This window comes from Streptomyces sp. NBC_01460, from assembly GCF_036227405.1.
Lineage (GTDB): Bacteria > Actinomycetota > Actinomycetes > Streptomycetales > Streptomycetaceae > Streptomyces.
The window spans coordinates 3,976,068-4,000,644 of the sequence record NZ_CP109473.1 but is presented as its reverse complement, the minus strand read 5'-3'; the positions used below and the strand labels follow the sequence as shown (position 1 = coordinate 4,000,644).

The window sequence follows — 24,577 nt, the reverse complement described above, 5'->3', positions numbered from 1 at the left end:
GGGATCCGCCGTGAGCACGCCCGCGCGCTACGACTTCGACACCGTCATCGACCGCCGGGGCACCTGGTGCGTCCAGTGGGACGGCGTCGCCGACCGCTTCGGGGTGGACGGCCTGCTGCCCTTCACCATCTCGGACATGGACTTCGAGACCGCTCCCGAGGTGCTGGCCGCGCTGCGGTCCCGTCTGGAGCACGGGGTCCTCGGATACACCACCTGGCAACAGGACGACTTCCTGTCGGCGGTCGCGCACTGGTACGCGACCCGGTACGGGACCCGCATCGACACGGGCCGGCTGGTCTACGGCCCGTCCGTGCTCAACCAGCTCTCGCAACTGCTCCGGATGTGGACCGCCGAGGGCGAGGGCGTCGTCGTCCACACCCCGACGTACGACGGCTTCCGCAAGGCGGTCGTCGGGCTCGGGCGGGAACTGCGGGGTGTGCCGGTGGGGGACGCCGCCGCCCTCGAACGGGAGCTGGCGCGCGCCGACGCGAAGGTCCTGGTGCTGTGCTCGCCGCACAACCCCACGGGGCGGGTGTGGACCGAGGCCGAGCTGCGGGCGACGGCGGCCCTGGCCCGTCGGCACGGGGTCGCGGTGATCAGCGACGAGATCCACGCGGACTTCGTGCACGAGGGGTACACGCATGTCCCGTACGCCCGGGTGGCCGGTGACGAGCGCTGGGCCGTCATCACGTCCGCGTCGAAGTCCTTCAACTTTCCGGCACTGACCGGTTCCTACGGGCTCATCGGGGACCCGGCGGACCACGCGGAGTATCTGCGGCGCATGGAGACCGCCGAGGGACTCGCCTCGCCCGCCGTGCTGTCGCTGACCGCGCACATCGCTGCCTACCGCGAGGGCGTGGCGTGGCTGGACGAGGTCCGTGCGTACACCGCGGGGAACCTGGCGATGGTCGGCGAGCGGCTGGACACGGACTTTCCCGAGCTGGGGTGGGTGCCGCCGCAGGCCGGCTATCTGGCCTGGATCGATCTCCGTCCTCTGGGCGTGGACGACGAGGCGCTGCAGCGGGTGCTGATCGAGCGGGAGAAGGTCGCGATCATGCCGGGGGCGGTGTACGGGGCGCCGGGGTTCGTGCGCCTGAACGTCGGGTGCGCGCGGAGCAAGGCGGAGGCGGGGGTGTCGGCGCTGGTCCGGGGGATCCGGGCGGTGCGGGCATGACGCCTTCCGCCCGAGGCCGGCCGGAACAGACGTGAGGCGCCGGCCGGAGCGGGTGCGGCGCGTCCGAGGCCGGCGGATCAGACGTGAGGCGTACGGCCGGCCGGGCCGGGCGTAAGCCCCCCTCGGTGCCGGCCGGAACAGGCGTTCATGAATGGCCTCCCGGCCGGCCGGCGGCGATGCTGCTTCCATGACTGATGCGGACGCCGCGGACGGCGAAGGGATCCGGGTCGCCTCGCCCGTGGGGCGCTGGGTCGTCCTCACCACCGTGCTGGGCTCCAGCATGGCCCTGCTCGACTCGACGGTCATCAACGTGGCCCTCCCCCGCATCGGCGAGGACCTCGGCACCGATCTGGCCGCGCTGCAGTGGACGGTCAACGCCTACATGCTCACCCTGGCCGGGCTGATCCTGCTGGGCGGGGCGCTCGGGGACCGCTTCGGGCGGCGGCGGGTGTTCGTCCTCGGGGTGATCTGGTTCGCCGTGGCCTCGCTGCTCTGCGGGATCGCGCCGAACGCGGAGGTGCTGATCGCCGCGAGGGCGTTGCAGGGGGTCGGGGGAGCGCTGCTCACCCCCGGGTCGCTGGCGATCATCCAGGCGAGCTTCCACCCCGACGACCGGGCCCGCGCCGTGGGGCTCTGGTCCGGGCTCGGCGGGGTCGGCGCGGCCGTCGGGCCGTTCCTCGGCGGGTGGCTGGTGGACGGGCCGGGCTGGCGGTGGGTGTTCCTGCTCAATCTGCCGCTGGCCGCCGTCTGCGTGCCCGTGGCCCTGCGTCACGTGCCGGAGTCCCGGGACCCGGACGCCCACGGCCGGTTCGACGTGCTCGGGGCCGCTCTCGCCGCGCTGGCGCTCGCCCTGGTCACCTACGCCCTGATCGAGGTGCCGGAGCAGGGTGCCTCCGTCATGGTGATCGGCGCGGCCCTCGGCGGTGTGGTCCTCGGAGCGGCCTTCGTGCAGGTGGAGCGGCGCCGGGCCGACCCCATGGTGCCGCCGTCGATCTTCGCGTCCAGGCAGTTCACGGCCGTCAACGTCGTGACGTTCTGTGTGTACGCGGCGCTCGGAGGGTTCTTCTTCCTGTCCGCGATCCAGCTCCAGGTGGTCGCCGGCTACTCGGCGCTCGGGGCGGGCACCGCGCTCCTGCCCACGACGGTGCTGATGCTGCTCTTCTCTGCGTCCGCCGGTGACCTCGGGCGGCGTATCGGGCCCCGCGTCCCGCTCACCGTCGGCCCGCTGCTGGCGGCCACCGGGATGCTCCTGATGCTGAGGGTCGGCCCCGGCGCCTCCTACCCGAAGGACGTCCTGCCCGCCGTCATGGTGCTGGGCCTCGGCATGGTCACCCTGGTGGCCCCGCTCACCGCGACCGTCCTGGCCGCCGTGGAGACCGGCCGGGCCGGACTCGCCAGCGGCATCAACAACGCCGCCGCGCGGGCCGCCGGGCTGCTCGCGGTGGCCGCCCTCCCGCTGCTGGCGGGGATGGGCCCGGAGGCGTACCGCGACGCGGGGGAGTTCGCCTCGACGTTCCGGCGGGCGATGCCGATGTGCGCCGGTCTGCTGGTGGCGGGTTCCGTGATCGCCTTCTGGTCCCTGCGGACGGTTCCCGCGGCCCGGGCGGAGGCCCGTCCGGTGTGCTCGACGCACTGCGGGGTGTCGGCCCCGCCCTTGGAGCCGGAGCCCCGGCCCAGGCACACTTGACCCATGTCCATCCACGAGAACCTGCTCGGGGGCCCCGCCCCGACCCACCTGCCCGACGACCCGGAGCCGCGTGAGCTGCTCGCCGCCGGCACGGCGCCCGCCGACGTCGCCGCGAAGTACCCCACGTCCTCGCTGGCCTGGGCGCAGCTCGCCGACGAGGCGTACGAGGGCGGCCGGGTCATCGAGTCGTACGCCTACGCGCGCACCGGCTACCACCGCGGCCTCGACGCCCTGCGCCGCGCGGGCTGGAAGGGCCACGGCCCCGTCCCGTTCGAGCACGAGCCGAACCGCGGCTTCCTGCGGGCCCTGCACGCCCTCGCGCGCGCCGCGCAGGCCATCGGCGAGCAGGAGGAGTACGAGCGCTGCTCGTCGTTCCTGCGTGACTCCTCACAGACCGCCGCCGACACCCTGGGCTGAGACGGCCCCCGGCCTCCGGGCCCCGCGGGCCTCGGCCCGCGGGGCCCGACGCGTCTCCGGGAAGGCCGTTAGGATGCCGAGCAGGGGACCGGAGCTCCACCACCTCAGAGGAAGGGGCGGACCGCTACCCGGAAGCTCGTGTCGAGGAGACAGAAATGTCGACGAACCACCCCGACCCCGAAGCCACCGGTGCGGAGACCCCGCACCTGGACTTCGAGGGAACGACGCCGTACGAGGACTATGTCCAGGCGGATGTCCTGACCCACCTCCAGCACCTGCGCTCGGACGACCCCGGCGAGATGGTCTTCCTGGTCACCACCCAGGTCATGGAGCTGTGGTTCACGGTCATCGTCCATGAGTGGGAGACCGCCGCGCACGCCCTGCGCGAGGACCGGATCCCGGTCGCCCGGGACGCCCTGAAGCGCTCGCTGCGGGAGCTGGAGGCGCTGAACGCCTCCTGGAAGCCGCTGGCCGGCCTCACCCCCGCCCAGTTCAACTCCTACCGCGGCTCGCTCGGCGAGGGGTCCGGCTTCCAGTCGGCGATGTACCGCCGGATGGAGTTCCTGCTGGGCGACAAGTCCGCGTCCATGCTCGTGCCGCACCGGGGCGCGCCCCGCGTCCACGCCGAGCTGGAGAAGGCGCTCCACGAGCCCGGTCTGTACGACGAGACGCTCGCGCTGCTGGCCCGCCGCGGTTACCCCGTACCGCAGTCGGTGCTCGGGCGCGACCTGTCGCAGAAGTACGAGCCGTCCCCCGCGGTCGAGGCCGTCTGGGCGGAGATATACGCGGCCCCGGACCAGAACGACGAGCTCGTGCGCCTCGGTGAGGTGCTGACCGACGTCGGTGAGCTGGTGTGGCGCTGGCGCAACGACCACCTGACCGCCACCCGGCGGGCGATGGGGTCGAAGACCGGGACCGGCGGATCGGCCGGGGTCGCCTGGCTGGAGAAGCGGGCCACCAAGAGCGTGTTCCCCGAGCTGTGGACGGCGCGTAGCCATGTCTGACTTCAAGGAGCGCGCCGGGGCGCTCGACACCGCCGACGGACTGGCCGCGCTGCGCGAGCTGTTCACCCTCGACGACACCGTCTACCTCGACGGGAACTCGCTGGGCGCGCTGCCCCGGCACGTGCCCGCGCGCATGCAGGACGTCCTCACCCGTGAGTGGGGCGCGCTGCGCATCCGCTCCTGGGACGAGAGCGGCTGGTGGACCGCGCCCGAGCGGATCGGCGACCGGATCGCCCCGCTGGTCGGGGCGGCCCCCGGGCAGATCGTCGTGGGCGACTCCACCAGCGTGAACGTCTTCAAGGCCGTCGTCGCCGCGACCCGCCTGGCGGGCGACGGGCGCGACGAGATCCTCGTCGACGCGACGACCTTCCCCACGGACGGGTACATCGCCGGGTCGGCGGCCCGCATGACGGGCCACCGTGTCGTCCCGGTCGCCCCGTCCGACGTACCGGCCGCGCTCGGGCCGCGTACGGCGGCGGTCCTGCTGAACCACGTCGACTACCGCACGGGCAGGCTCCACGACCTGCCCGGCCTCACCGCCGCCGCCCACGCGGCGGGCGCGCTCGCCGTCTGGGACCTGTGCCACAGCGCGGGCGCCCTGCCGGTGGGCCTCGACGCGCACGGTGTCGACCTGGCCGTCGGCTGCACGTACAAGTACCTGAACGGCGGCCCCGGTTCGCCGGCCTACCTGTACGTCGCCGAGCGCCACCAGGAGGCCTTCGACTCGCCCCTGCCCGGGTGGACCTCGCACGCCGACCCGTTCGCGATGACCCCCGGGTACGCCCCCGCGGAGGGTTCCGTACGGGGCCGGGTCGGCACTCCGGACATCCTGTCCATGCTGGCCCTGGAGTCGGCGCTGGACGTGTGGGACGGCGTGGCGGTGGAGGCCGTACGGGCCAAGTCCCTGGCGCTGACGGACTTCTTCCTGGAGTGCGTCGCCGCCTACGTCCCCGAGGGCCGGGTCACGTCCGTCACGCCGGGCTCCCACGCGGAGCGCGGCAGCCAGGTCTCGCTGCGGTGCGACGGCGCCGGGGACGTGATGCGTGTGCTGATCGAGCGCGGCGTGGTCGGCGACCTGCGCCGCCCGGACATCCTGCGCTTCGGTTTCACCCCGCTGTACGTCGGTTTCGCCGACGCGGAGCGGGCGGCGCGGATCCTCGGTGAGGTGCTCGCGGCCTGAGCCCCGGCGGCCGTACGGGTCCACACTCCGGGCCCGTACGGCCGCGGCCCGTCGTACTGGTACCGTCCCCGCAGGTCAGTCCAGTTGGGCACAGGCGTAGGACGGTTGGAGCAGCATGTCGGATTCTGCCGCGCGTGATCGCGAAGCCGCCGAGACCGAGTCGGCGCTCGCCCGTCCGGCGGTCGCCCCCGACGGGTCCGCGGCCTATGGAAGCCACCCCGACCAGGTGATCGACTTCTTCGCGCCGCGGGACGGCCGCGCCGGGGCTCCGCTCGTCGTGCTCCTGCACGGCGGGGCCTGGCGGGCGCCGTACGACCGGCAGCACGTCTCGCCGTTCGCGGACTTCCTCGCGCGGCGCGGCTTCGCCGTGGCCAGCGTCGAGTACCGGCGCGGCGGGGAGATCCCGCAGCAGGGCGCGGCGGGCCCGGTCGCCGGGCGCTGGCCCGAGACCTTCGACGACGTGGCGGCCGCGATGGACGCCCTGCCGGCGCTGGCCGCCCGGGAGCTGCCCGGAGCCGATCCGCGCAAGACCGTGGTCACCGGGCACTCGGCCGGCGGGCAGCTCGCCCTGTGGGCCGCCGCGCGGCATGTGCTCCCGGAGGGCTCGCCGTGGCGGCTGCCCGCCGCGCCGCCGCTGCGCGGCGTGGTCGCGCTGGCGCCCATCGGGGACTTCGCGAGCGCGGTGGAGCTGGACGTCTGCTCAGGCGCCCTCCACCAACTCCTGGGCGGGAAGGGCGACTTCGAGGCGCGGAGCGCCCACGTGGATCCGGCCCTGCTGCTGCCGACCGGGATCGCGACGGCCGTCGTCCAGGGGGTGGAGGACCTGACCGTGCCGCAGGCCGTCACCGAGGCGTTCGTGGACGCCGCGGCGAAGGCCGGCGAGATGGTGGGGCTGACCCTGCTGGACGGAGTGGGGCACTTTCCGCTGATCGACCCGTCCGCGGACGCCTGCGCGGTGGTGGCCGAGGAGATCGCCCAGCTGGCCTGGTAGTACTTGCGACGGACGGCCAGGGATCCGCATCACTGGTGACGACCGGGGTACGGCGCGCGGCCTACCGTGTGAGCGTGACCGAGACCAAGACCCGAAGCCCGGAACACCGGGCGGCCGCCGGGGCGATAGCCGGCCTGCGCCAGGACCTGTTCCAGAACGTACTCGACTACCGTCCGTTGAGCCCGCTCGGCCCGGACGGGCCCGTGATCCGGCGACTGCCGGGGACCGTCCGGAAGGGAGCCGTCTGGTTCCCGCACGCGGTGGTGGGTCTGGTCGCGCTGTTCGCGGGGATGGACGGCGTCTTCACCGCGAACACCTACTCCCCGTTCGGCATGGTGACAGGCCTCACCGCGTTCGTGCCGCCCGCCGTGCTGATGATGACGCTGGTCCGCCCCGTACTCGCGTTCTGGGTGTCGATCGGCTCCATTCCCCTGGTGGCCGGCCTGAGCAGCGGGGCCTGGCCGTGGGGCGGGAGTGCCTTCGCCTGTCATCTGGGCGTGCTGATCGTCGTGGCGGCGAGGACCCGGCCGCGCACCGCCGTCTGGATGTGGCTGATCACCCTGCTCGTCGGATCCGTCCTGGGGAACTTCGCCGGGCCCTACTCCTCCAGCACCCAGCCCATGGCCGTGGCCTCGGCGCTCGCCCTGCTCCTCGTCGCCATGGTGCAGGTACGCCGCGAGGCCCAGCGCGAGGTGACCGTGCAGCGCACCGTCACCGCCGTCGAGCGGGACCGGCGCACCCTCCTGGAGGAGCGCACCACCATCGCCCGCGAGCTGCACGACGTCGTCGCCCACCACATGTCGGTGGTCGCCATTCAGGCCGAGGCCGCCCCGTACCGGGTGGAGAACCCGCCGCCCGAGCTGGAACAGGCCTTCGTCACCATCCGGGAGAACGCCGTGGCCGCGCTCACCGAGCTGCGCCGGGTGCTCGGCGTCGTACGGGCGGAGGACTACGAGGCGCCGGACGCCCCGCAGCCCACCCTCGCCGAGCTCGACCGGCTGCTGGACAACGTCCGGGAGACCGGGCTGGAGACGGAGAAGACCGTCACCGGCGCGGTGCGGGAGCTTCCGCAGGGAGTCGAGCTGTCGGCGTACCGGATCGTCCAGGAGGCGCTGAGCAACACGCTCCGGCACGCCCCGGGTGCCGTCGCCACGGTGGAGATCGGCTATGTGCTCGGCGGGCTCGGGGTGCGCGTCGTCAACGGTCCCGCGCGGGGGCTGGTCAAGCCGTCGCCGGGGGCGGGTCACGGGATCACGGGGATGCGGGAGCGGGTCGCGATGCTGAACGGGGAGATGACCGCCGGGGCGACGGAGGACGGCGGCTACGAGGTCGCGGTGTTCCTGCCCGTTCCGGTTCAGCGCGACGGCGGTGAGGGCGCGTGACCGAATCACCGATCCGGGTACTGATCGTCGACGACCAGATGATGGTCCGCGAGGGCTTCTCCGTGCTGCTCAACGCGATGCCCGGCATCGAGGTCGTGGGCGAGGCCGTCGACGGGCGGCAGGCCGTCTCGCAGGTCGCCGCCCTGCGGCCCGACGTGGTGCTGATGGACATCCGGATGCCGGAGCTCAACGGCATCGAGGCGACCCGTGAGATCGTCGCCGCCGACGCGGACGCGAAGGTGCTCGTCCTGACCACCTTCGACCTCGACGAGTACGTGTACCAGGCCCTGCGGGCCGGCGCCTCGGGCTTCCTCCTGAAGGACGCCTCGGCGCGGCAGCTCGCCGAGGGCGTGCGGGTGGTGGCGTCCGGCGAGGCGCTGCTCGCCCCGACGGTGACCCGGCGCCTGATCACCGAGTTCTCGAAGATCGCCGAGGCGCCGAGGCCGCCCGCCATGGCCCGGATCGGCGACCTCACCGAGCGGGAGACGGAGGTGCTGGTGCTGATCGCCCAGGGGCTGTCGAACCTGGAGATCGCCTCCCACCTGGTGGTCGCCGAGTCGACGATCAAGACGCATGTCAGCCGCGTCCTGGTGAAGCTGGGGCTGCGGGACCGGACCCAGGCGGCCGTGTTCGCCTACGAGGCGCGGCTGGTCACGCCCGGATAGCGTCGGCCCATGCACGTGTCCTTCGACCCCTGGTCCCCGGCGTTCGTCGCCGACCCGTACCCCGCCTACGCCGCGCTGCGCGCCACCGGCCGGGCGCACTACTTCGAGCCGACGCGGCAGTGGCTCGTCCCGCACTACTCCGACGTGTCCGGGCTGCTGCGCGACCGGCGGCTGGGGCGGACGTTCCTGCACCGCTTCAGCCACGACGAGTTCGGAGTCGACGCGCCGCCCCCGGCCCACGAGCCCTTCCACACGCTCAACGGGAACGGGATCCTCGATCTGGAGGCACCCGACCACACCCGGATCCGGCGGCTGGTCGCCAAGGCGTTCACGCCCCGCAGGGTCGAGGCGCTCGCCCCGGTGGTGGAGCGGCTGGCCGCCGGGCTCGTCGACGACTTCGTCGAGGCGGGGGGCGGAGATCTGCTGAGCGCGGTCGCGGAGCCGCTCCCGGTGGCCGTCATCGCCGAGATGCTCGGTGTGCCGGAGGCCGACCGGGGGCTGCTGCGGCCGTGGTCGGCGGCGATCTGCGGGATGTTCGAGCTGAACCCGCCGGAGGAGACGGCACGGGCCGCCGTCCTGGCCTCCGTCGAGTTCTCCGCGTATCTGCGCGGACTGATCGAGGTGCGGCGCGCGGATCCGGGGGCGGACCTGATCTCCGGTCTCATCGCCGCCCACGACGACGAGGACCGGCTGACCGAGCAGGAGATCATCTCCACCTGTGTGCTGCTGCTCAACGCCGGTCACGAGGCGACCGTCAACGCCACCGTCAACAGCTGGTGGATGCTCTTCCGGCACCCGGAGCAACTGGCCGCCCTGCGCGCGGACCACGGCATGCTGCCGACCGCGGTGGAGGAGCTGCTGCGCTACGACACCCCCGTGCCCATGTTCGCGCGGTGGGTCCTGGACGACATCGAGATCGACGGCACCGTCATCCCGCGTGGTTCGCAGGTCGCGCTGCTCTTCGCGTCGGCCAACCGGGACCCGGAACGTTTCGCCGACGCGGAGACGCTGGACCTGTCCCGTCAGGACAACCCGCACATCTCCTTCGGTGCGGGCATCCACTACTGCCTGGGTGCGCCGCTGGCACGCCTCGAACTGAACGCTTCCTTCGGTGAGTTGCTGCGCAAGGCGCCGGGGATGCGGTTGGCGGCCGAGCCGGAGTGGAACCCCGGGTACGTGATCCGGGGGCTGCGGGAGCTACGGGTCGAGATCTGAGACGACGGTGCCGGAGAGCCGTACGCGGTCCGGGTCGTGAGGGTTCGACCAGGCGTGCAGGCCCCATGCGGACAGGGCCAGGACTCCCGCCGTGCACACGGCCGCGACGAGGACCCGGCACCGGGGCCGCCCGCCGAGCAGACGCAGGGTCAGCAGCCAGGAGACCGGCGGGACCAGGGTCCCGGCGAGGAGGACGAGGGGCAGCTCCGTCCACAGGACGGAGAGGTCCCTGCCCTGCCCCTCGAAGCCCGTGCCCAGGTGTATGCCGGTGCGGTGGGACGAGCCCCAGACGTACAGGGCGGTGACCGCGCCGAGAGCCGCCGCCGCACATCCTCCGTACCCCGCCGCGTCCCTCTGCTCCATACGCGTCAGGACGTCCGGCTCCCTCGGCCGGTTCCCTACGTGGTCCGCAGGTCCCGCCGCCGGAACCCCGCCAGGCCGAGCAGGACCAGGGCCGCGGCGACCAGGGTGAGGACGGCCAAGGGGGTCCACTCCATGGGGGCCGCGGGCAGCTGTGGCACATGGCCGAAGGGGGACAGGTCGTTCATCCGGTCCGGGAACCGGAGCAGCGGTCCCAGGTAGCCGGTCACGAACGCGTACACCGGCACCGCCCATGCTGCCGGCGCCGCCCGGGGCAGCCAGCCGAACAGGACCGCGGCCACCCCGCCGGTGACCCACAGCGCCGGCGCGTAGGCGAGTGCCGCACCCGTGAGGGAGAGGACCAGTCCGGGGTCGCCGGCGGACGCCGCCCCCAGGACGCCGATCCCGAGGCCCGCCGACCCCAGGAGCGCCGTGCCGCCCGCGAGGGCGACCGCGATGTGGCTCCCCGCCCACCGGGCACGGGACAGGCCGGTCGCCAGGAGGGGTTCGGCGCGGCCCGCGCTCTCCTCGGCCCGGGGGCGCAGCGACGCCATGACGACGTACACGGAGGCCACGACGGCGAGGATCACCATGATCATCGAGGCGAACGACTCGACCGTGCTCGTGCCGCCGATCCTCCGGAGCGCGTCCTGGACCTGGTCGATGTTCTTCAGCATGTCGTCGGCCTCGCCGAGGATCGACCCGTACATCGCGCCCATCACGAAGAGCCCCGCGGCGAACCCGGCGACCACGGAGCGGTGGAGCCGCAGTGCGCATCCCAGCGGGTGGACCAGCGCGCCGGACGCCGTCGGGCTGCCGGGCCGGCCGGCGCGGAGCCCCGCGCCCACGTCGCGGCGCGTCGACAGGACGAATCCGGTGCCGGCGCAGAGCGCGGCGAGGGCCACGCAGAGCAGCAGCGGCCACCAGCGGTTGTCCACGTAGGGGTAGGTGCGCTGGACCCAGCCGATCGGGGAGAGCCAGGAGAGCGTGTCGTCGCCGCCCGCGTCGCCCGCCGCGCGCAGGGCGTAGGCGAGCCCGATGACGGCGAGTGCCATGCCGGACGCGCCCCGGGTGTGGGCGGTGACCTGTGTGGTGATCGCGGCGACGCCCGCGAAGACGAGGCCGACGGCCGCGTGCGCGAGGCCGTAGAGCAGCGCGCCCCCGGCGCCGCCCGGGGCCAGGTCCATGGCCCCGAGTCCTGCGGCCAGCAGAAGGGCGAGTGCGAGGTCGGCGATCACCGCGACCCAGAGGGCGGCGGCCAGGTGCGCGTGGCGTCCGACGACGGTGGAGCGGACCAGCTCGGCGCGGTTGGTCTCCTCCTCGGCGCGGGTGTGACGGGTGATGACCAGGACGCTCATGAGTCCGACCAGCACGGCGACGAAGCCGAGCATCTGATGGCCCAGCATCGAGCCGAAGGTGTAGTCGTCCAGGTAGTGCCGGGGCCCTGTCATGGCGAGTCCGGCGGGGCTGTCCAGTGTGGTGACGACGGAGGCGCGGGCCTCGGGGCCGGCGTAGAGCGTCCTGAACTTGTCCGCCGTGGACAGTGTGCCGACGAGGAGCGCGAGGAGCCACGCCGGAAGCCGGACGCGGTCCCTGCGCAGGTTGAACCGGACCAGGGCGCCGGTGCCCACCAGCGCCTCCGGCCCGGCGAAGGCCCGGACGGTCGCGGGGGTGCGGGTGGCGGTCGCGGCGCTCATCGCGCGCCCTCGCGGGAGGGGCCGTGGCCGTTGGCGGCGAGCTCGTCGCCGTAGTGGTGGAGCATGAGCTCCTCCAGGGTCGGCGGATGGCTGGTCAGACCGCGTACACCGAACGCGGCGAGCGTGCTCACGGCCCGGTCGAGGTGTCCGCCGTCCACGGCGAACCGCACCCGGCTCCCGCCTCCGGCGTCGTCGGTGATCTCCACGGAGTGCACGCCGGGCAGCGCGTCGAGCCCGGCGGCCGGCCGGGCCGTCTCGGCCTCGATCGTCGTGCGCGTCAGATGCCGCATCTCGCTCAGCGACCCGGTCTGCACGGTCCTGCCGAGCCGGACGATGCTGACCCGGTCGGCCAGCCTCTCGACCTGGGCGAGGATGTGGCTGGAGAGCAGCACGGTCCTGCCGGCGGCCTTCGCCTCCAGGATGACGTCCTGGAAGACCACCTCCATGAGGGGGTCGAGTCCGGCCGTCGGCTCGTCCAGGAGCAGCAGCTCCGCGTCGGAGGCCAGAGCGGCCACGATGGCCACCTTCTGACGGTTGCCCTTGGAGTAGGCCCGGCCCTTCTTCGTCGGGTCGAGGTCGAAGCGCTCGATCAGCTCGTCGCGGCGCCGCTCGTCGGCCCCGCCGCGCAGGTGGGAGAGGAGGCCGATGGCCTCGCCACCGGTGAGGCCCGGCCACAGCTCCACGTCGCCGGGCACGTAGGCCAGGCGCCGGTGCAGCTCGACGGCGTCGTGCCACGGATCCTTCCCGAGCAGCTGGGCCGCGCCCGAATCGGGGCGCAGCAGCCCCAGCAGGACCCGGATCGTCGTGGACTTCCCGGCGCCGTTGGGACCGAGGAAGCCATGGACCTCGCCCGTCTCGACCGCGAGGTCGAGGCCGTCCAGCGCGTGCGTCCGGCCGAACGTCTTGTGCAGTCCGGCGACGCTGATTGCCTTCGTCATGTTTTTGAAAGTACGCAGATTTCACAAAGTTGTGAAGTTAAGGAAGCGTATAAAGTTGGGCCGTGATCGAAGCGGAGGAGGCGGCGGAGGCCATGGCCGGCGGGACCGGGGAACCCGGAACGACGGGGGAGAGCGCAGGGGGCGGGCGCGACGAGGACGCGGTGTCACGCTTCGTCGAGCGCTTCGCGGCGGAGATGACCGAGGCAGGGATGCAGCGGATGGCCGCGCGCGTCTTCGCGGCGCTCCTCGCGGACGACGACGCCTCCATGACCTCGGCGGACCTCGGCAGGCAGCTGCAGATCAGTCCGGCCGCCGTGTCGGGTGCGATCAACTACCTCACCCAGGTCAGCATGGTCGGCCGCGAGCGGGATCCCGGCTCACGCCGTGACCGCTACCGCCTGCACGACGAGATCTGGTACGCCACCTTCGCCAGCCGCGACCAGGTGCTGACCCGCTGGGAGCGCACGCTGAAGGACGGCGCACGCTCCCTCGGCGAGGACACCCCGGCCGGTGCACGCCTCCTGGAGACTGCGGAGTTCTTCGCGTTCATGCAGACGGAGCTGATGGGGCTCCTGGACCGGTGGCGCGAGAGCCGCAGGACGTCCGGGTGAGCGGAGGGCCTACGCGATGTCCGCCGCGGGGAGCACCAGGCCCCAGGCGCCCGCCCGCACGGTCCAGGTGCGGGTCCTGACGGGGCCCCCGACCTGTATGTCCGCGCGGTAGCGGAAGTCGGGGCCGGAGACCGTGACCGCCTTGGCCTCGGCCGTGTGCGTCTCGCCGGACGCCGTGCGGATCACCACGTCGGCCAGACCGCCGTCGCCCTGGCAGGTCACCGAGACGGCCTCGACCGGCCGGTCCAGGTCGTTCAGCAGGACACCGTCCGCCTCGACCCGCAGCCGGTGGGTGCGGGCGGGGCCGGAGGGTGAGGGCGGGGCGGGGCGGACCAGGGAGGCCACGAGCGTGCGGCAGGTGTCCCAGACCGTGTGGGGCGGGCCCGGGGAGGGCCGGGCCGCCGGTATGCGCAGCTCACCCAGGACCACGCCGTCGCTGTCGTCGACGAGCAGGTCCAGCCGGCGCGCGGTCCCGTCGAGCGCCGTGCGCGCGGCCGCCACCGCACCCCGGGGCACGCCCAGCGCGTAGCTGAGTTCCAGCGTGTGCACCGCGCCGACCGGGATCAGGGAGAGCGCGCTCTCCGAGAGCTCCCGCTCGCGGTGGAGCTGGGAGACCGCGCGCAGCAGCGCGTGGTCGTCGCCGACGACCACCGGGCGCCTGGAACCCCGTCTCGACAGGGCCCTGGCGAACTCGTCGGGGCCGTCCGGAAGGCAGATCTTGGTGTGCGCGCCCGCGCTCAGCACGTCCTTCGCGATGCGCACGGACTCGCCGTCGTAGCGGCGGGCAAGGGGGTCGATGAGCACGAGTAGCTGGTGGTCGCCGTCGCCGGGGGGCTCTGCAGCCGACACCTCGGTCCTTCCTCGGGTAGCATCTTGGTGCAAGAGCCCCTTGCGCTATTGCGCCAGGGGCTTCGTCTATTCCGGGGCACCCGGTTCGACGGCTCAGGCTTTGCCGTACATCGTCGTGCGGCAGGTACGACCTTTACGTACGCCCCCTGACCTTGGACATGCCCCGCCCGGAAGGGGTGTACGCCTGTGCCCGCACTTGTGCTGCTCGGTGCTCAGTGGGGTGACGAGGGCAAGGGGAAGGCCACCGACCTCCTCGGTGGATCCGTTGACTATGTGGTGCGTTACCAGGGCGGCAACAATGCCGGCCACACGGTCGTCGTAGGCGACCAGAAGTACGCACTGCATCTCCTCCCCTCCGGAATCCTGTCGCCGGGGTGTACCCCGGTCATCGGGAACGGTGTCGTCGTCGACCCGGCGGTCCTGCTCTCCGAGCTGAGCGGTCTGAACGAGCGAGGCGTCGACACGTCCAAGCTCCTGATCAGCGGCAACGCTCATTTGATCACTCCGTACAACGTCACCGTCGACAAGGTGACGGAACGCTTCCTCGGTAAGCGCAAGATCGGCACGACCGGGCGCGGCATCGGCCCGACCTACGCGGACAAGATCAACCGCGTGGGCATCCGCGTCCAGGACCTCTACGACGAGTCGATCCTGGAGCAGAAGGTCGAAGCGGCGCTGGAGCAGAAGAACCAGCTCCTGGCCAAGGTCTTCAACCGGCGCGCGATCGAGTCGGAGAAGATCGTCGAGGAGATGCTCCAGTACGCGGAGCAGATCAAGCCGTACGTCGCCGACACGACGCTGATCCTGAACAACGCCATCGACGAGGGCAAGGTCGTCCTCTTCGAGGGCGGCCAGGGCACTCTGCTGGACGTCGACCACGGCACGTACCCCTTCGTCACCTCGTCGAACCCGACCGCGGGCGGCGCCTGCACCGGAGCCGGCGTGGGCCCGACGAAGATCAGCCGGGTCATCGGCATCCTCAAGGCCTACACCACCCGTGTCGGTGCCGGCCCCTTCCCGACGGAACTTCTCGACGAGGACGGCGAGGCGCTGCGCAGGATCGGCGGCGAGCGCGGTGTCACCACCGGCCGTGACCGGCGCTGCGGCTGGTTCGACGCCCCGATCGCGCGGTACGCGACCCGGGTCAACGGCCTCACCGACTTCTTCCTCACCAAGCTGGACGTGCTGACCGGCTGGGAGCAGATCCCGGTGTGCGTGGCGTACGAGATCGACGGCAAGCGTGTCGAGGAGCTCCCGTACAACCAGACCGACTTCCACCACGCGAAGCCGATCTACGAGAACCTGCCGGGCTGGTCCGAGGACATCACCAAGGCCAAGACCTTCGATGATCTGCCGAAGAACGCGCAGGCGTACGTGAAGGCGCTGGAGGAGATGTCCGGCGCCCCGATCTCCGCGATCGGTGTCGGCCCCGGCCGGACCGAGACGATCGAGATCAACTCCTTCCTCTAGGAGACCGCGCGACGGCGGCCGGACCTTCCACGGGGAGGGTCCGGCCGCCGTCGTTCATCCCGGTCAGGGGCCGGGCGCGGGAGGAGCAGCCGCCAGAGCGTCGCGTCAGGGGAGCTGCTTCAGGGGCGCCCCCGTCAGGGGAGCTGTCGGAGGAACGCGAACACGAACAGGGACCCGGCGGCGCAGCACACCAGCACCGCCGGCGGCACCCAGCGGGCCCTGCGCTCTCCGCGCAGGGGCGCCGTCAGCCGGTGCTGGAGCCCGGCGACGCCCCACAGCGCGGCGATCGCGGCGAGGGAGCTGGGGACGGAGACCGCGAAGTGGGCGAGCCACGCGCCCGCCTTGCCCGGGCCGCCCCAGGAGTGGTCGTAGGGGCCCTGGTCCACGAATCCGTAGAACGGCCCCCGGGCCACCGCCATCAGCAGCAGGCCGGCGAGGACCAGGGAGAGCGCGCCCAGCAGCACGGTCGCCGCGGCGTGGGCGGCCACCCGCACCGCTCCGGGACGCGGGGCCGGCGGGCCCGCCCCCAGGAGAACGCGCGCGGGACCACCACGGCCCGCGACCGCCAGGGCGAGGGCGGCGACGCCGCGGGGCAGCAGGGTGACCGCGTCCCGCACGCGCCGCACGCAGCGGAGTGCGGCGTGGGTGCGCGGGGCGGCGGACCGGGGGCGGGAGGGGAGCGTCCGTGGGGTGTCCATGGGTGCGGAGGCTAGGAGCAGGTGCGGGCCACGGACGAGACGCCAGGGTGCTGTTCCCACCCCCTACTCCGGTAGGGCCTGTTCCTCTCCGCAGAGCCGCATCCCGTTCGGCGTCGCGCAGGGCAGGTGGCCGTTGGTGCGCATGATCTCCTCGCCGTAGTTGTCCAGGTAGTTCAGGAAGCCGGCCACCAGCGAGTTCGCGGGCGGCGACCCGTAGGTGTACGCGTACTCGATCTCGCGGTACGGGTAGCCGCTGGTGCCGATGGTGTCGACGGACGGGGCGACGCCGTCGATGGTGGTCCGGTGCGCCCCGTCGGGCACGGCACCCCCGCGCAGCTCGGAGTAGCCGATCGCTCCGTCGAGTTCGGCCACCTCGGTGAGGACCTGGTCCGTGCCGTCGAGCTCGCACCGCAGGACGGGGGCCTCGTCGTAGTCCTTGGTGGTGCAGTCACGTGAGGACGTGGCGAGCTCGTTGGCGTCCAGGACCCGTCGCTGGAACACCTCGCGCGTACCGGAGTTGGCGTCCCGGCTGACGAGCCTGATCTCCAGGTCGGGGCCGTTCCCCGTGATCTCGTTCCAGTTGCGGATCTCGCCGCGGTAGATCCGCCGGATCTGGTCGGTGGAGAGGTTCTCCACCGGCACCGTGTCGTTGACGACCAGGGAGAACAGCGAGATCGCGACACGTTTCCCGTGCAATTCGGTGAGGGCGGCCGGCCGGGGGCCGTCGGACAGGGCGATCATGGACGGGGAACCGGCTGATCCGGCCTTGCCGCCCGCGGCGTCGAGTTTCCGCACGCCGGCGTTGCTGCCGTGGATGTCCAGGGTGATGACGGCGCCCTCGCACTCGTCCTCGTACGTCCGCTTCAGCTCCTCCATGACCGGCCTGAAGGCGGTGGAGCCGGTGACCGTGAGGGCGCCTCGGGCACAGTCCATCGGGGGCGGGGAATCGTCCCGTACGACGATGATGGCGGCGAGCGTGACGACGCAGGCGGTGAGGGCGACGGTGATGATCCTGGACGCCCGGCCGAACAGCGGGGGCTTCTCGTCGGGGCGGGCCGCCGTGTTCCGCGCCACGACACCGTCCCGGATGCCCCCGGTGACCTTGATCGGGCCGCCCACGTGCGAACCGGTGAGCAGGACCAGGAGCTTGAAGTGCTCGTTGCGGTTGAGCGGGACGCGCGGCAGCCGGATGACCGAGCCGTCGTGCCGCAGGCCTGCGGCCGGGGTGAAGTGATCCATCAGGTGGTCGGCGTCCGGTGAATGGGTCACGGCGATCCCGCGCACCGTCCGCCCGGTGAACTCAGCCGTGAGGCCGTTGAGTTCACCCCGCCCGGTGTAGTCCTCGTCGCCGATCGACTGCGAGCCGTCGTTCTCGATGCGCAGCAGGACGAGCGTGGCGTCAGCCATGTCCGGGGTCTCGCTGAAGAGCCCGAGCCGTACGTTCGCCCGGCCCTGGCTGACTTCGCTGCCTATGGGGGTGTCCATCTGCACGCGGTAGCCGATGCGCTTGCGGCGCGGGACGCGGCGCTCGTACCAGAGCACACCGGCCGAGGTCGCGACGCCCAGGAGGGCGGTGAGCGTGGCGATGACGTTCTCGGGGGTGAACAGCCCGTCCATGGTGGTCGCGGCCCCTCGTGGGTGCGGTGTGCCGGATGGCGTCACCGTACGACCGCGCACCGTGCGGTGGGGGAGGCTCCGGTTTCCTTCCGGGGAAGTTCGTCTCGCGTTCAACGGGCCTATGGGAAGGCGGGGTTGGGCATGGATGCGGAGGGGGCGAGTTCTGGTCTAGACCTTGACAGGTCCAGACCATCGAGGCTTGAGTGGCCGTACCCCCCATGGCGGCGCACGCTCATCGCGAGCGCCGCGCCGAAGGAGTGATCGCGTGTTCAAACGTGTCATGAGCCTGATCGCCGCGCTGGGCGCGGTCGTCGCGACGCTCGTCATTCTTCCCGCCACCACGGCGGCGGCCGCCGCCTGCGCCCCGGCCTGGAGCGCCTCCGCCGTCTACTGGGGCGGCGGCTCCGCCTCGTACAACGGGCACAACTGGTCCGCGAAGTGGTGGACGCAGAACGAGCGCCCCGGCACGGCCGACGTCTGGGCCGACCAGGGCACCTGCGGGTCCGGCGGCACGGAGGAGCCGGACCCCTCCGGATTCGTCGTCAGCGAGTCGCAGTTCAACCAGATGTTCCCGAGCCGGAACTCCTTCTACACCTACAGCGGCCTCACCGCTGCCCTGAGCGCCTACCCCGGCTTCGCCAAGACCGGCAGCGACACGGTGAAGAAGCAGGAAGCGGCGGCGTTCCTCGCCAACGTGAGCCACGAGACCGGCGGTCTGGTGCACATCGTCGAGCAGAACACCGCGAACTACCCGCACTACTGCGACACCAGCCAGTCGTACGGCTGCCCGGCCGGCCAGGCCGCCTACTACGGCCGCGGCCCGATCCAGCTCAGCTGGAACTTCAACTACAAGGCCGCCGGTGACGCGCTCGGCATCGACCTGCTCGGCAACCCCTGGCAGGTGGAGCAGAACGCGGCCGTGGCCTGGAAGACCGGTCTCTGGTACTGGAACACGCAGTCCGGCCCCGGCACCATGACGCCGCACAACGCCATCGTCAACGGCGCCGGCTTCGGTGAGACCATCCGCTCGATCAACGGCAGCATCGAGTGCAACGGCGGCAACCCCGCCCAGGTGCAGAGCCGCGTCGACAAGTACAAGGCGTTCGTCCAGATCCTCGGCACCACCCCCGGCTCGAACCTGAGCTGCTGAGCCCGGCCCCACCCCGGGGAACGGGGGCGCATCCGGCCGTGAGCCGGATGCGCCCCCGATTCGTGTTCCGGGGCGGCCGGTTGGCAGGATCACGCACCATGAGCACGGACAGCGACAGCACACCGCCCGCGACCACCGAGGACCGCCTCGCCCTGATCGACGACGTCCTCGCCCTGCCCTTCCCCGCGGGTGAGGAGAGCGAGGACAGCGGCGGGCGGAGCAGCGGACCCGGCCACCACCTGTTGATCCTGCGGGCGAGCCAGGACTTCTGGGACGACCGGTCCCCCGAGCTCGTCGAACCCGCCGAGCAGGAGATCGAGGCCGAATTCAGCGTCCTGGCGACCGCACTGAGCGAGCGGTGGGGCGAGCCGGAGACCGTGGAGCTCTGGCCGTACCTGGAGCGGGAGGACACGGACACGGCTCCCGAGCCGATGGGCCAGCTCAGCAACCTGGCGGGCAGCATGCAGGTCTGGCGCGTGCCCGGAAGCACGCGGTGGCTCGGCCTGGCCGTCGGGCAGGCCGACCCGGAATTCCCCATCTGGCTGCTCGGCGCCGTCGGGGAGACGGCGACGCTGCCCGGCTGAGCGCGGGCGCCGGGCCCGGAACGGTCAGAGCAGCGCCGGCTTCACGGACATCAGCAGGTGCTGGTGGGAGGGTGTCCCGGCACCCTCCCCGCCGGTGATCATGGCGCGCTGACCCGGGCCCATCAGCTCCATCCGGACCGTCGCGTCCTCGAAGGAGGCCAGGGCCTCCAGCAGGTACGCGGGATTGAACGCCACCGTCATCTCCTCGGTGCCCTCCGAGGCCGCCGGAAGCCGCTGCGCGGCCACGTCGTCCCCGAATCCCGCCTGCAGCAGCACAGAGCCGTCCGGCCCGGGGGCGAAGGCCAGCTGGAGCGGGCTGCCGCCGTCCGCCACGACGGAGACCCGCTTCACGGCCTCCACCAGCCGGGCCCGGTCCAGCACCACGACCGCGGGGTCCTTCAGGGCGAACAGCTTGTCGTGCCGGGGCAGCCGGCCGTCCAGGAGGCGCACCGTCGTACGCGTCCCGGCGTGCTCGAACCCCGCCGACCCTCCGTCCACCGCGACGTCGACCCGACCCGCCCTGCCGAGCGACCGGGCGATCTCCGCCAGCCTGCGGGCCGGCACCAGGACATCGGCCGCCACGTCGGACGCGGTTCCCTCGAACGGCAGGGTGCGCACCGCGAAGCGGTACCGGTCCGTCGCCGCCAGCGTCATCATGGAGCCGTCGAGCCCCAGACGGATGCCGGTGAGCACGGGCAGGCTGTCGTCCCGCCCCGCGGCCACCGCCACCTGACCGACCGCCGCAGCGAACTCCCCGGCGTCCACCGCTCCGCGGAGCTCCGGCAGCGGCGGCGGCGTGGGGTAGTCGTCGAGGGGGAGGAGGGAGAGACCGAAGCGCGAGCCGTCTCCCGTGACCGTGAGGCGGGAGCCCTCCACCGCGCACTCCACGGGCCCCTCGGGCAGCACCTTGCAGATGTCGAGCAACCGGCGCCCCATGACCAGGGCCCTCCCGGTCCGGACGGTGTGCGCCTCCGCGTCGACACGGGCGGACGCCTCGAAGTCCAGCCCGGACACACGGAGCCGGCCGGCGTCGGCCTCGAGGAGGAGACCGCCGAGGACGGGGACGGGCGAACGGGCGGGCAGCACCCGGGCCGCCCGGGACACGGCATCGGTCAGTGCGCCACGCTCCATGCGGAATTCCACTGCGGGGGCCTCTCGTCCGGCGTACGACACGGTCGAGAACCACGCTAGGCGGCGCCACTGACAGCGGCCGCGGGGCGACGACAGCGACCACCCCCGTGAGCCGCTGCCGCCGTGCCGTCGGACGCCCCCCGACGTCTTCGAGCCCCCGGGCCCAGGATGTCCTGACGTCCCCGGCGTCCCCCGACGCCCCCGGAACGTCCCGGAACACGCTGGGGACTCTAGGGGCACGGGGCCGGTGACGGGGAGATTCAATTCGCACTGTGTGGCCCCCGACGGGTATCAAACCGCACAGCCGGACCGGTACTCTGCACTCCGGTTCGGCGGAGATCGGAGGACACGTGCGCGCTCGGGAACGGGCCGACGACGTGCTGCTGATGTACCGGCTGGCGCGGACCGGAGGATCTCCCGAACTGCTCCGCCGACTGGCCCGGCGGGCCGAGGGCTGGGCCGGGATCGTGGACGGGGACGGAACGGTTCTCCAGGCCGTGGCCGGCGGTGTGCGGTGGCCGGCCCACGAGGCGGCGGACCTCGCCTCGGTGGCGGCAAGGGAACTGGCGGCGCGTGGGACCGGCTCGTACTCCCTCGACACCGACGAGCGTGCCGCCCTGCTGCTTCCCCTCGAACGACCCTCCCCCGACAGGGCCTTCCCCGATCCGGCCTCCCACGACCGGTCCCACCTCGACCGCACGTCCCTCGACGGCACGTCCCTCGACCGGGCCCACCTCGACCGCACGTCCGGGAGCCGTGGCCCCGTCCTCGCCGTCGTCGCGCCCAAGCCGCTGCCCGTCGGGCTCGCCACACTGATGGCCGACGCGGTGATGCCCCTGGCGCTGTCCTGGGCGTCGGAGAGCGTCGAACGCAAGCGGCGGCGGGTGGACCTCGCGGAGTCCCGGGGACGCGAGGCCGTCCTGCACCTCCTGATGACGGGCCAGCTCTCCATCGCCCATCAGGTGGCGGGCGCCCTGCGGCCGAGACTCCCCGACCCCGTACGCGTCTGCGTCGTGGAATGCTCCGGCGGACAGCGCGACGAGGTGGCCCGGATCTGCGCGGACGCCTCCGGCGGCCGGACGTGGATCGTGCGCTGCCCCGTCTACGCGCGCCACCTGATCCTGATCGTGCCGGCGGCCGAGGAGGCCCGGGAACAGGAGGCGGGGGACGGCCGCACGCTCGGCCTGGCCGTCGCCGGGCTCGTGGACGACTGCGTCGTGGGAGTCAGCGAGGAAGTGCGGCTGCCCGACACCGCGACGGCCTACCGGCAGGCCTTCCACGCCCTCGCCGTCGCCCGCGGACTCCCCGGGCGCCACGCCCGGTTCGGGGCCGCCCCGGAACCCGCGCTGGTCGTCGGCGCCGCCGGGGCGCGGTGGGCCGATGCCCTGCTCGCGCCCCTCCACGCCCATCTGCCGCGCCGCTCGCAGGACCCGGGCAGCCAGGAGCTCTCGGCGACCGTCGCGTCGTGGCTGGCGTTCTCCTCGCACGCCACCCAGCACCTGAAGATCCACCGCAACACCCTGGCCGCCCGGCTGAGGCTGGTCGGCGAACTCCTCGGCCTGGACCTGAACCGGGTCGCCGACCAGGCGGCCGTCGACCTCGCCCTCAGGATCCGGGCCACCCCGACGCTGCCCCGCTCCCGCTCCGGGGGCGGCGCGGCGAGCGAGGACCTGGACACGGTCCTGCGCGCCCCCGGCGTGCGGGACTGGGCCGCCCAGCAGCTGCGGCTCCTCGCCGGGGCCGGCCCCATGGGCGAGGAGACCCTGCGGACGTGGCTGAGCTGCGAGGCCCAACTGGCCCCGACGGCAGCCGCCCTGGGCGTGTCCGTGCCGGGGGCGCGCAAGCGCCTCACCCGGCTGGAGGCCGTGCTCCGCCGCTCACTGCTCCGGACGCCTAGCGCGCGGTACGACCTGTGGCTCGCGTTCCGTGCGGTGGACCTCGCGGCCTGAGCCGCTCAGCCGGCTCTCGTGTACGTCAGGCTCTTCCCGGTGGCGGGGATCTCGCGGCGCAGGGTGCCGTCGGGCAGCAGCGTCAGGACGGTGGCCTCGCCAGGGCTGCACGACGACATCGGTTCGCCCTCCGTGACCCGGGAGGGACCGATGCGCACGGGCCCGCCCGAGGACGGTTCGTTCTCCAGGTCGGCCCGGAACACACAGCGGTAGGAGCCGCCACCGGCGAGCGGGCCCTCGGCGGTCAAGGACAGCACGGAGTCGCCGACCTCGCCCTGCTGGACGACGAGTTGACGGGTGGAGGCGCCCGCGCCGCCTTCGACGGCGCCGGTCCAGGTGCCCAGGAAGGGGGTGGGGACCGTGCCGTCGGAGCTCTTGTCGTCCGGGCCGGCGTCGTCGGAGTTCGTGCCGTCGGAGTTCGTGCCTCCTCCGGAGGAGCCGCCGCGGGAGGGGGACACGCTTCCTGTCGGGGACGCCGTGGGGTCGCCGTCCCCGCCCCGCACGAAGGCGTACACCCCCCAGGCCGCCCCCACCGCGACGAGCAGCGCGACGGCGGTCAGCAGCAGGGTGGAGCCGGCCCCGCGGCGGCGCTGCGGAGGGGGCGCGACGAAGTGGCCCGGGGGCGGGCCGTACGGGGGAGCGGTCCCGTACCCGTAGGCGGGAGGAGCCTGTCGGGGGTAGCCGTACGCGCGCGGGGGCTGCGGCACGGGAGCGGGTGGGCGGGCCGGCGCGGGGAGCGTGTGCGCGGCGGAGGGACGCCCCGGTGTGGGAGGTACCGGTCGTGCCGGCGCCGGCGGCGGGGGGACGGGCCGCACCCGCCGGGTGACCTCGGCGGGGCCGGGCTCCGGGTCCTCGGAGTCCAGGAGCTCCACGGCGTGCCGGCCCAGCTGCGCGATCAGCGCGCCCGGGAGCCAGGGCTCGGCCGTGTCCGTGTCGCCCAGCCGCTCCAGGACGGTGTCCGTGGAGGGCCGCGCGGCCGGGTCCTTCGCCAGGCAGTCCCGGATCAGTTCGACGAGGTCGACGGGTACGCCGGTGAGGTCCGGGTCCTCCTGGGCGACCCGGAACATCTGCGCGTGGACCCCGCTGTCCGCCGAACCGAACGGCAGCCGGCCGGTCGCCGCGTAGGCCAGCACGGAGCCCAGGCAGAACACGTCGCACGCGGGCGTCACCCGCTCGCCCCGTACCTGCTCCGGCGCCATGAACCCGGGAGAGCCGATCATCGCGCCGGTGCGGGTGAGGCCGCCGTCCGCGACGGTGTCCAGGGCTCGGGCGATACCGAAGTCGATGACGCGGGGGCCGTCGATCGTCATCAGGACGTTGGACGGCTTCAGGTCGCGGTGGATCAGACCGGCGCGGTGGATGTCCTGGAGGGCCCCCGCGAGCCCGGCGCCCAGGATGCGGACGGAGCGCTCGGGGAGGGGGCCGTACGCCCCGGAGTCGGCCACCGGAACGCCGGGACGCCCCGAGACGATGCGGTGGAGCGAGGGGCCGGCGACGTAGCCCGTGGCCACCCACGGCACCACGGCGTCCACTCCGGCGTCCAGCACCGGCGCGGTCCAGGTGCCGCCCACGCGCCGGGCGGCCTGGACCTCCGCCCGGAAGCGGTCGCGGAAATGCTGCTGTTGGGCGAGCTCGGGGCGCACCAGCTTGATGGCGACGGTGCGGCCCCGGTCCGAGCGGGCCAGGAACACCTGCCCCATCCCGCCGGCGCCGAGGCGTCCCAGCAGGCGGTAGCTGCCGATGCGTTGCGGATCGCCGGAGCCCAGTTTCTCCATGGTGCGCTTCCTCCCCCGTACGGCCATGGCGGA

General features: G+C 73.0%; 22 protein-coding genes. 14 read left to right on the top strand and 8 right to left on the bottom strand.

Annotated features, from left to right (window positions below; genetic code table 11):
* The first annotated feature begins 10 nt into the window (after nucleotides 1–10).
* The 9 genes from OG488_RS17745 (at nucleotide 11) to OG488_RS17705 (ending at nucleotide 9,715) form a co-directional block, all read left to right on the top strand.
* Nucleotides 11–1,174, top strand: coding sequence for a MalY/PatB family protein (locus tag OG488_RS17745; protein ID WP_329230407.1), 1,164 nt, complete (start codon nucleotides 11–13; stop codon nucleotides 1,172–1,174).
* Between the two features lie 187 nt (nucleotides 1,175–1,361).
* Nucleotides 1,362–2,861 (top strand): DHA2 family efflux MFS transporter permease subunit, encoded by a 1,500-nt coding sequence (locus OG488_RS17740; protein WP_329230406.1) that lies wholly within the window; start codon nucleotides 1,362–1,364, stop codon nucleotides 2,859–2,861.
* Between the two features lie 3 nt (nucleotides 2,862–2,864).
* The gene (locus OG488_RS17735) at nucleotides 2,865–3,278 is read left to right on the top strand and encodes a DUF3151 domain-containing protein (protein ID WP_329230404.1); all 414 of its coding nucleotides are present in this window, start codon (nucleotides 2,865–2,867) and stop codon (nucleotides 3,276–3,278) included.
* A gap of 155 nt (nucleotides 3,279–3,433) precedes the next feature.
* On the top strand, nucleotides 3,434–4,282 hold the full coding sequence (locus OG488_RS17730) for a tryptophan 2,3-dioxygenase family protein (RefSeq protein ID WP_329230402.1): 849 nt from the start codon (nucleotides 3,434–3,436) through the stop codon (nucleotides 4,280–4,282).
* Complete coding sequence (gene kynU / locus OG488_RS17725) at nucleotides 4,275–5,462, top strand: kynureninase (protein ID WP_329230400.1); 1,188 nt, start codon at nucleotides 4,275–4,277, stop codon at nucleotides 5,460–5,462. Before OG488_RS17730 ends, kynU begins: the two co-directional genes overlap by 8 nt.
* Nucleotides 5,463–5,577: 115 nt before the next feature.
* On the top strand, nucleotides 5,578–6,453 hold the full coding sequence (locus OG488_RS17720; RefSeq protein WP_329230399.1) for an alpha/beta hydrolase: 876 nt from the start codon (nucleotides 5,578–5,580) through the stop codon (nucleotides 6,451–6,453).
* 68 nt (nucleotides 6,454–6,521) lie between these two features.
* Nucleotides 6,522–7,835 carry a sensor histidine kinase gene (locus tag OG488_RS17715; RefSeq protein WP_329238772.1) on the top strand — a complete coding sequence of 438 codons (1,314 nt, stop codon included), beginning with the start codon at nucleotides 6,522–6,524 and terminating at the stop codon, nucleotides 7,833–7,835.
* Nucleotides 7,832–8,500: a response regulator transcription factor gene (locus OG488_RS17710; protein ID WP_329230397.1), complete on the top strand. Its 669-nt coding sequence runs from the start codon at nucleotides 7,832–7,834 to the stop codon at nucleotides 8,498–8,500. The genes OG488_RS17715 and OG488_RS17710 overlap by 4 nt, the downstream gene beginning before the upstream one ends.
* Nucleotides 8,501–8,509: 9 nt before the next feature.
* Entirely contained in the window at nucleotides 8,510–9,715 is a 1,206-nt protein-coding gene (locus OG488_RS17705) for a cytochrome P450 (RefSeq protein ID WP_329230395.1), read from the top strand.
* Here OG488_RS17705 and OG488_RS17700 read toward each other — a convergent pair.
* From OG488_RS17700 to OG488_RS17690, 3 genes are read right to left on the bottom strand one after another with little or no spacing between them, the layout of a single operon-like run.
* Complete coding sequence (locus OG488_RS17700) at nucleotides 9,698–10,078, bottom strand: hypothetical protein (protein ID WP_329230393.1); 381 nt, start codon at nucleotides 10,076–10,078, stop codon at nucleotides 9,698–9,700. The two genes, OG488_RS17705 and OG488_RS17700, sit on opposite strands and share 18 nt — an antisense overlap.
* A gap of 35 nt (nucleotides 10,079–10,113) precedes the next feature.
* Entirely contained in the window at nucleotides 10,114–11,772 is a 1,659-nt protein-coding gene (locus tag OG488_RS17695) for an ABC transporter permease (RefSeq protein WP_329230391.1), read from the bottom strand.
* Nucleotides 11,769–12,710, bottom strand: coding sequence for an ABC transporter ATP-binding protein (locus OG488_RS17690; RefSeq protein ID WP_329230389.1), 942 nt, complete (start codon nucleotides 12,708–12,710; stop codon nucleotides 11,769–11,771). The genes OG488_RS17695 and OG488_RS17690 overlap by 4 nt, the downstream gene beginning before the upstream one ends.
* 92 nt (nucleotides 12,711–12,802) lie before the next feature.
* Between OG488_RS17690 and OG488_RS17685 the strand changes: the two genes are divergently transcribed.
* Nucleotides 12,803–13,321 carry a GbsR/MarR family transcriptional regulator gene (locus OG488_RS17685; RefSeq protein ID WP_329238769.1) on the top strand — a complete coding sequence of 173 codons (519 nt, stop codon included), beginning with the start codon at nucleotides 12,803–12,805 and terminating at the stop codon, nucleotides 13,319–13,321.
* A gap of 9 nt (nucleotides 13,322–13,330) precedes the next feature.
* On the opposite strand, the gene OG488_RS17680 is transcribed toward OG488_RS17685, so the two are convergent.
* Nucleotides 13,331–14,170 carry a diacylglycerol kinase gene (locus OG488_RS17680; RefSeq protein ID WP_329230387.1) on the bottom strand — a complete coding sequence of 280 codons (840 nt, stop codon included), beginning with the start codon at nucleotides 14,168–14,170 and terminating at the stop codon, nucleotides 13,331–13,333.
* 186 nt (nucleotides 14,171–14,356) lie between these two features.
* Here OG488_RS17680 and OG488_RS17675 point away from each other — a divergent pair, with 186 nt between their 5' ends.
* Complete coding sequence (locus OG488_RS17675; RefSeq protein ID WP_329230385.1) at nucleotides 14,357–15,640, top strand: adenylosuccinate synthase; 1,284 nt, start codon at nucleotides 14,357–14,359, stop codon at nucleotides 15,638–15,640.
* A 134-nt stretch (nucleotides 15,641–15,774) separates the two neighbouring features.
* Here the strand turns inward: OG488_RS17675 and OG488_RS17670 are convergent, their stop codons facing one another.
* Nucleotides 15,775–16,338 carry an NUDIX hydrolase gene (locus tag OG488_RS17670; protein WP_329230383.1) on the bottom strand — a complete coding sequence of 188 codons (564 nt, stop codon included), beginning with the start codon at nucleotides 16,336–16,338 and terminating at the stop codon, nucleotides 15,775–15,777.
* A 63-nt stretch (nucleotides 16,339–16,401) separates the two neighbouring features.
* Nucleotides 16,402–17,955 (bottom strand): PstS family phosphate ABC transporter substrate-binding protein, encoded by a 1,554-nt coding sequence (locus OG488_RS17665; protein WP_329230381.1) that lies wholly within the window; start codon nucleotides 17,953–17,955, stop codon nucleotides 16,402–16,404.
* 265 nt (nucleotides 17,956–18,220) lie between these two features.
* On the opposite strand from OG488_RS17665, the gene OG488_RS17660 reads away from it, so the two are divergent.
* The gene (locus OG488_RS17660; RefSeq protein ID WP_329230379.1) at nucleotides 18,221–19,105 is read left to right on the top strand and encodes a glycoside hydrolase family 19 protein; all 885 of its coding nucleotides are present in this window, start codon (nucleotides 18,221–18,223) and stop codon (nucleotides 19,103–19,105) included.
* A gap of 98 nt (nucleotides 19,106–19,203) precedes the next feature.
* Nucleotides 19,204–19,689: a hypothetical protein gene (locus OG488_RS17655; protein WP_329230377.1), complete on the top strand. Its 486-nt coding sequence runs from the start codon at nucleotides 19,204–19,206 to the stop codon at nucleotides 19,687–19,689.
* Between the two features lie 24 nt (nucleotides 19,690–19,713).
* Here OG488_RS17655 and dnaN read toward each other — a convergent pair whose 3' ends face one another.
* Nucleotides 19,714–20,832 (bottom strand): DNA polymerase III subunit beta, encoded by a 1,119-nt coding sequence (gene dnaN, locus OG488_RS17650; protein ID WP_329230375.1) that lies wholly within the window; start codon nucleotides 20,830–20,832, stop codon nucleotides 19,714–19,716.
* Between the two features lie 374 nt (nucleotides 20,833–21,206).
* Between dnaN and OG488_RS17645 the strand changes: the two genes are divergently transcribed.
* A complete protein-coding gene (locus OG488_RS17645) occupies nucleotides 21,207–22,769 on the top strand; it encodes a helix-turn-helix domain-containing protein (RefSeq protein WP_329238766.1) in 1,563 nt (520 codons plus the stop codon).
* Nucleotides 22,770–22,774: 5 nt separating this feature from the next.
* On the opposite strand, the gene OG488_RS17640 is transcribed toward OG488_RS17645, so the two are convergent.
* Complete coding sequence (locus tag OG488_RS17640; RefSeq protein WP_329230373.1) at nucleotides 22,775–24,544, bottom strand: serine/threonine-protein kinase; 1,770 nt, start codon at nucleotides 24,542–24,544, stop codon at nucleotides 22,775–22,777.
* Nucleotides 24,545–24,577 lie beyond the last annotated feature (33 nt).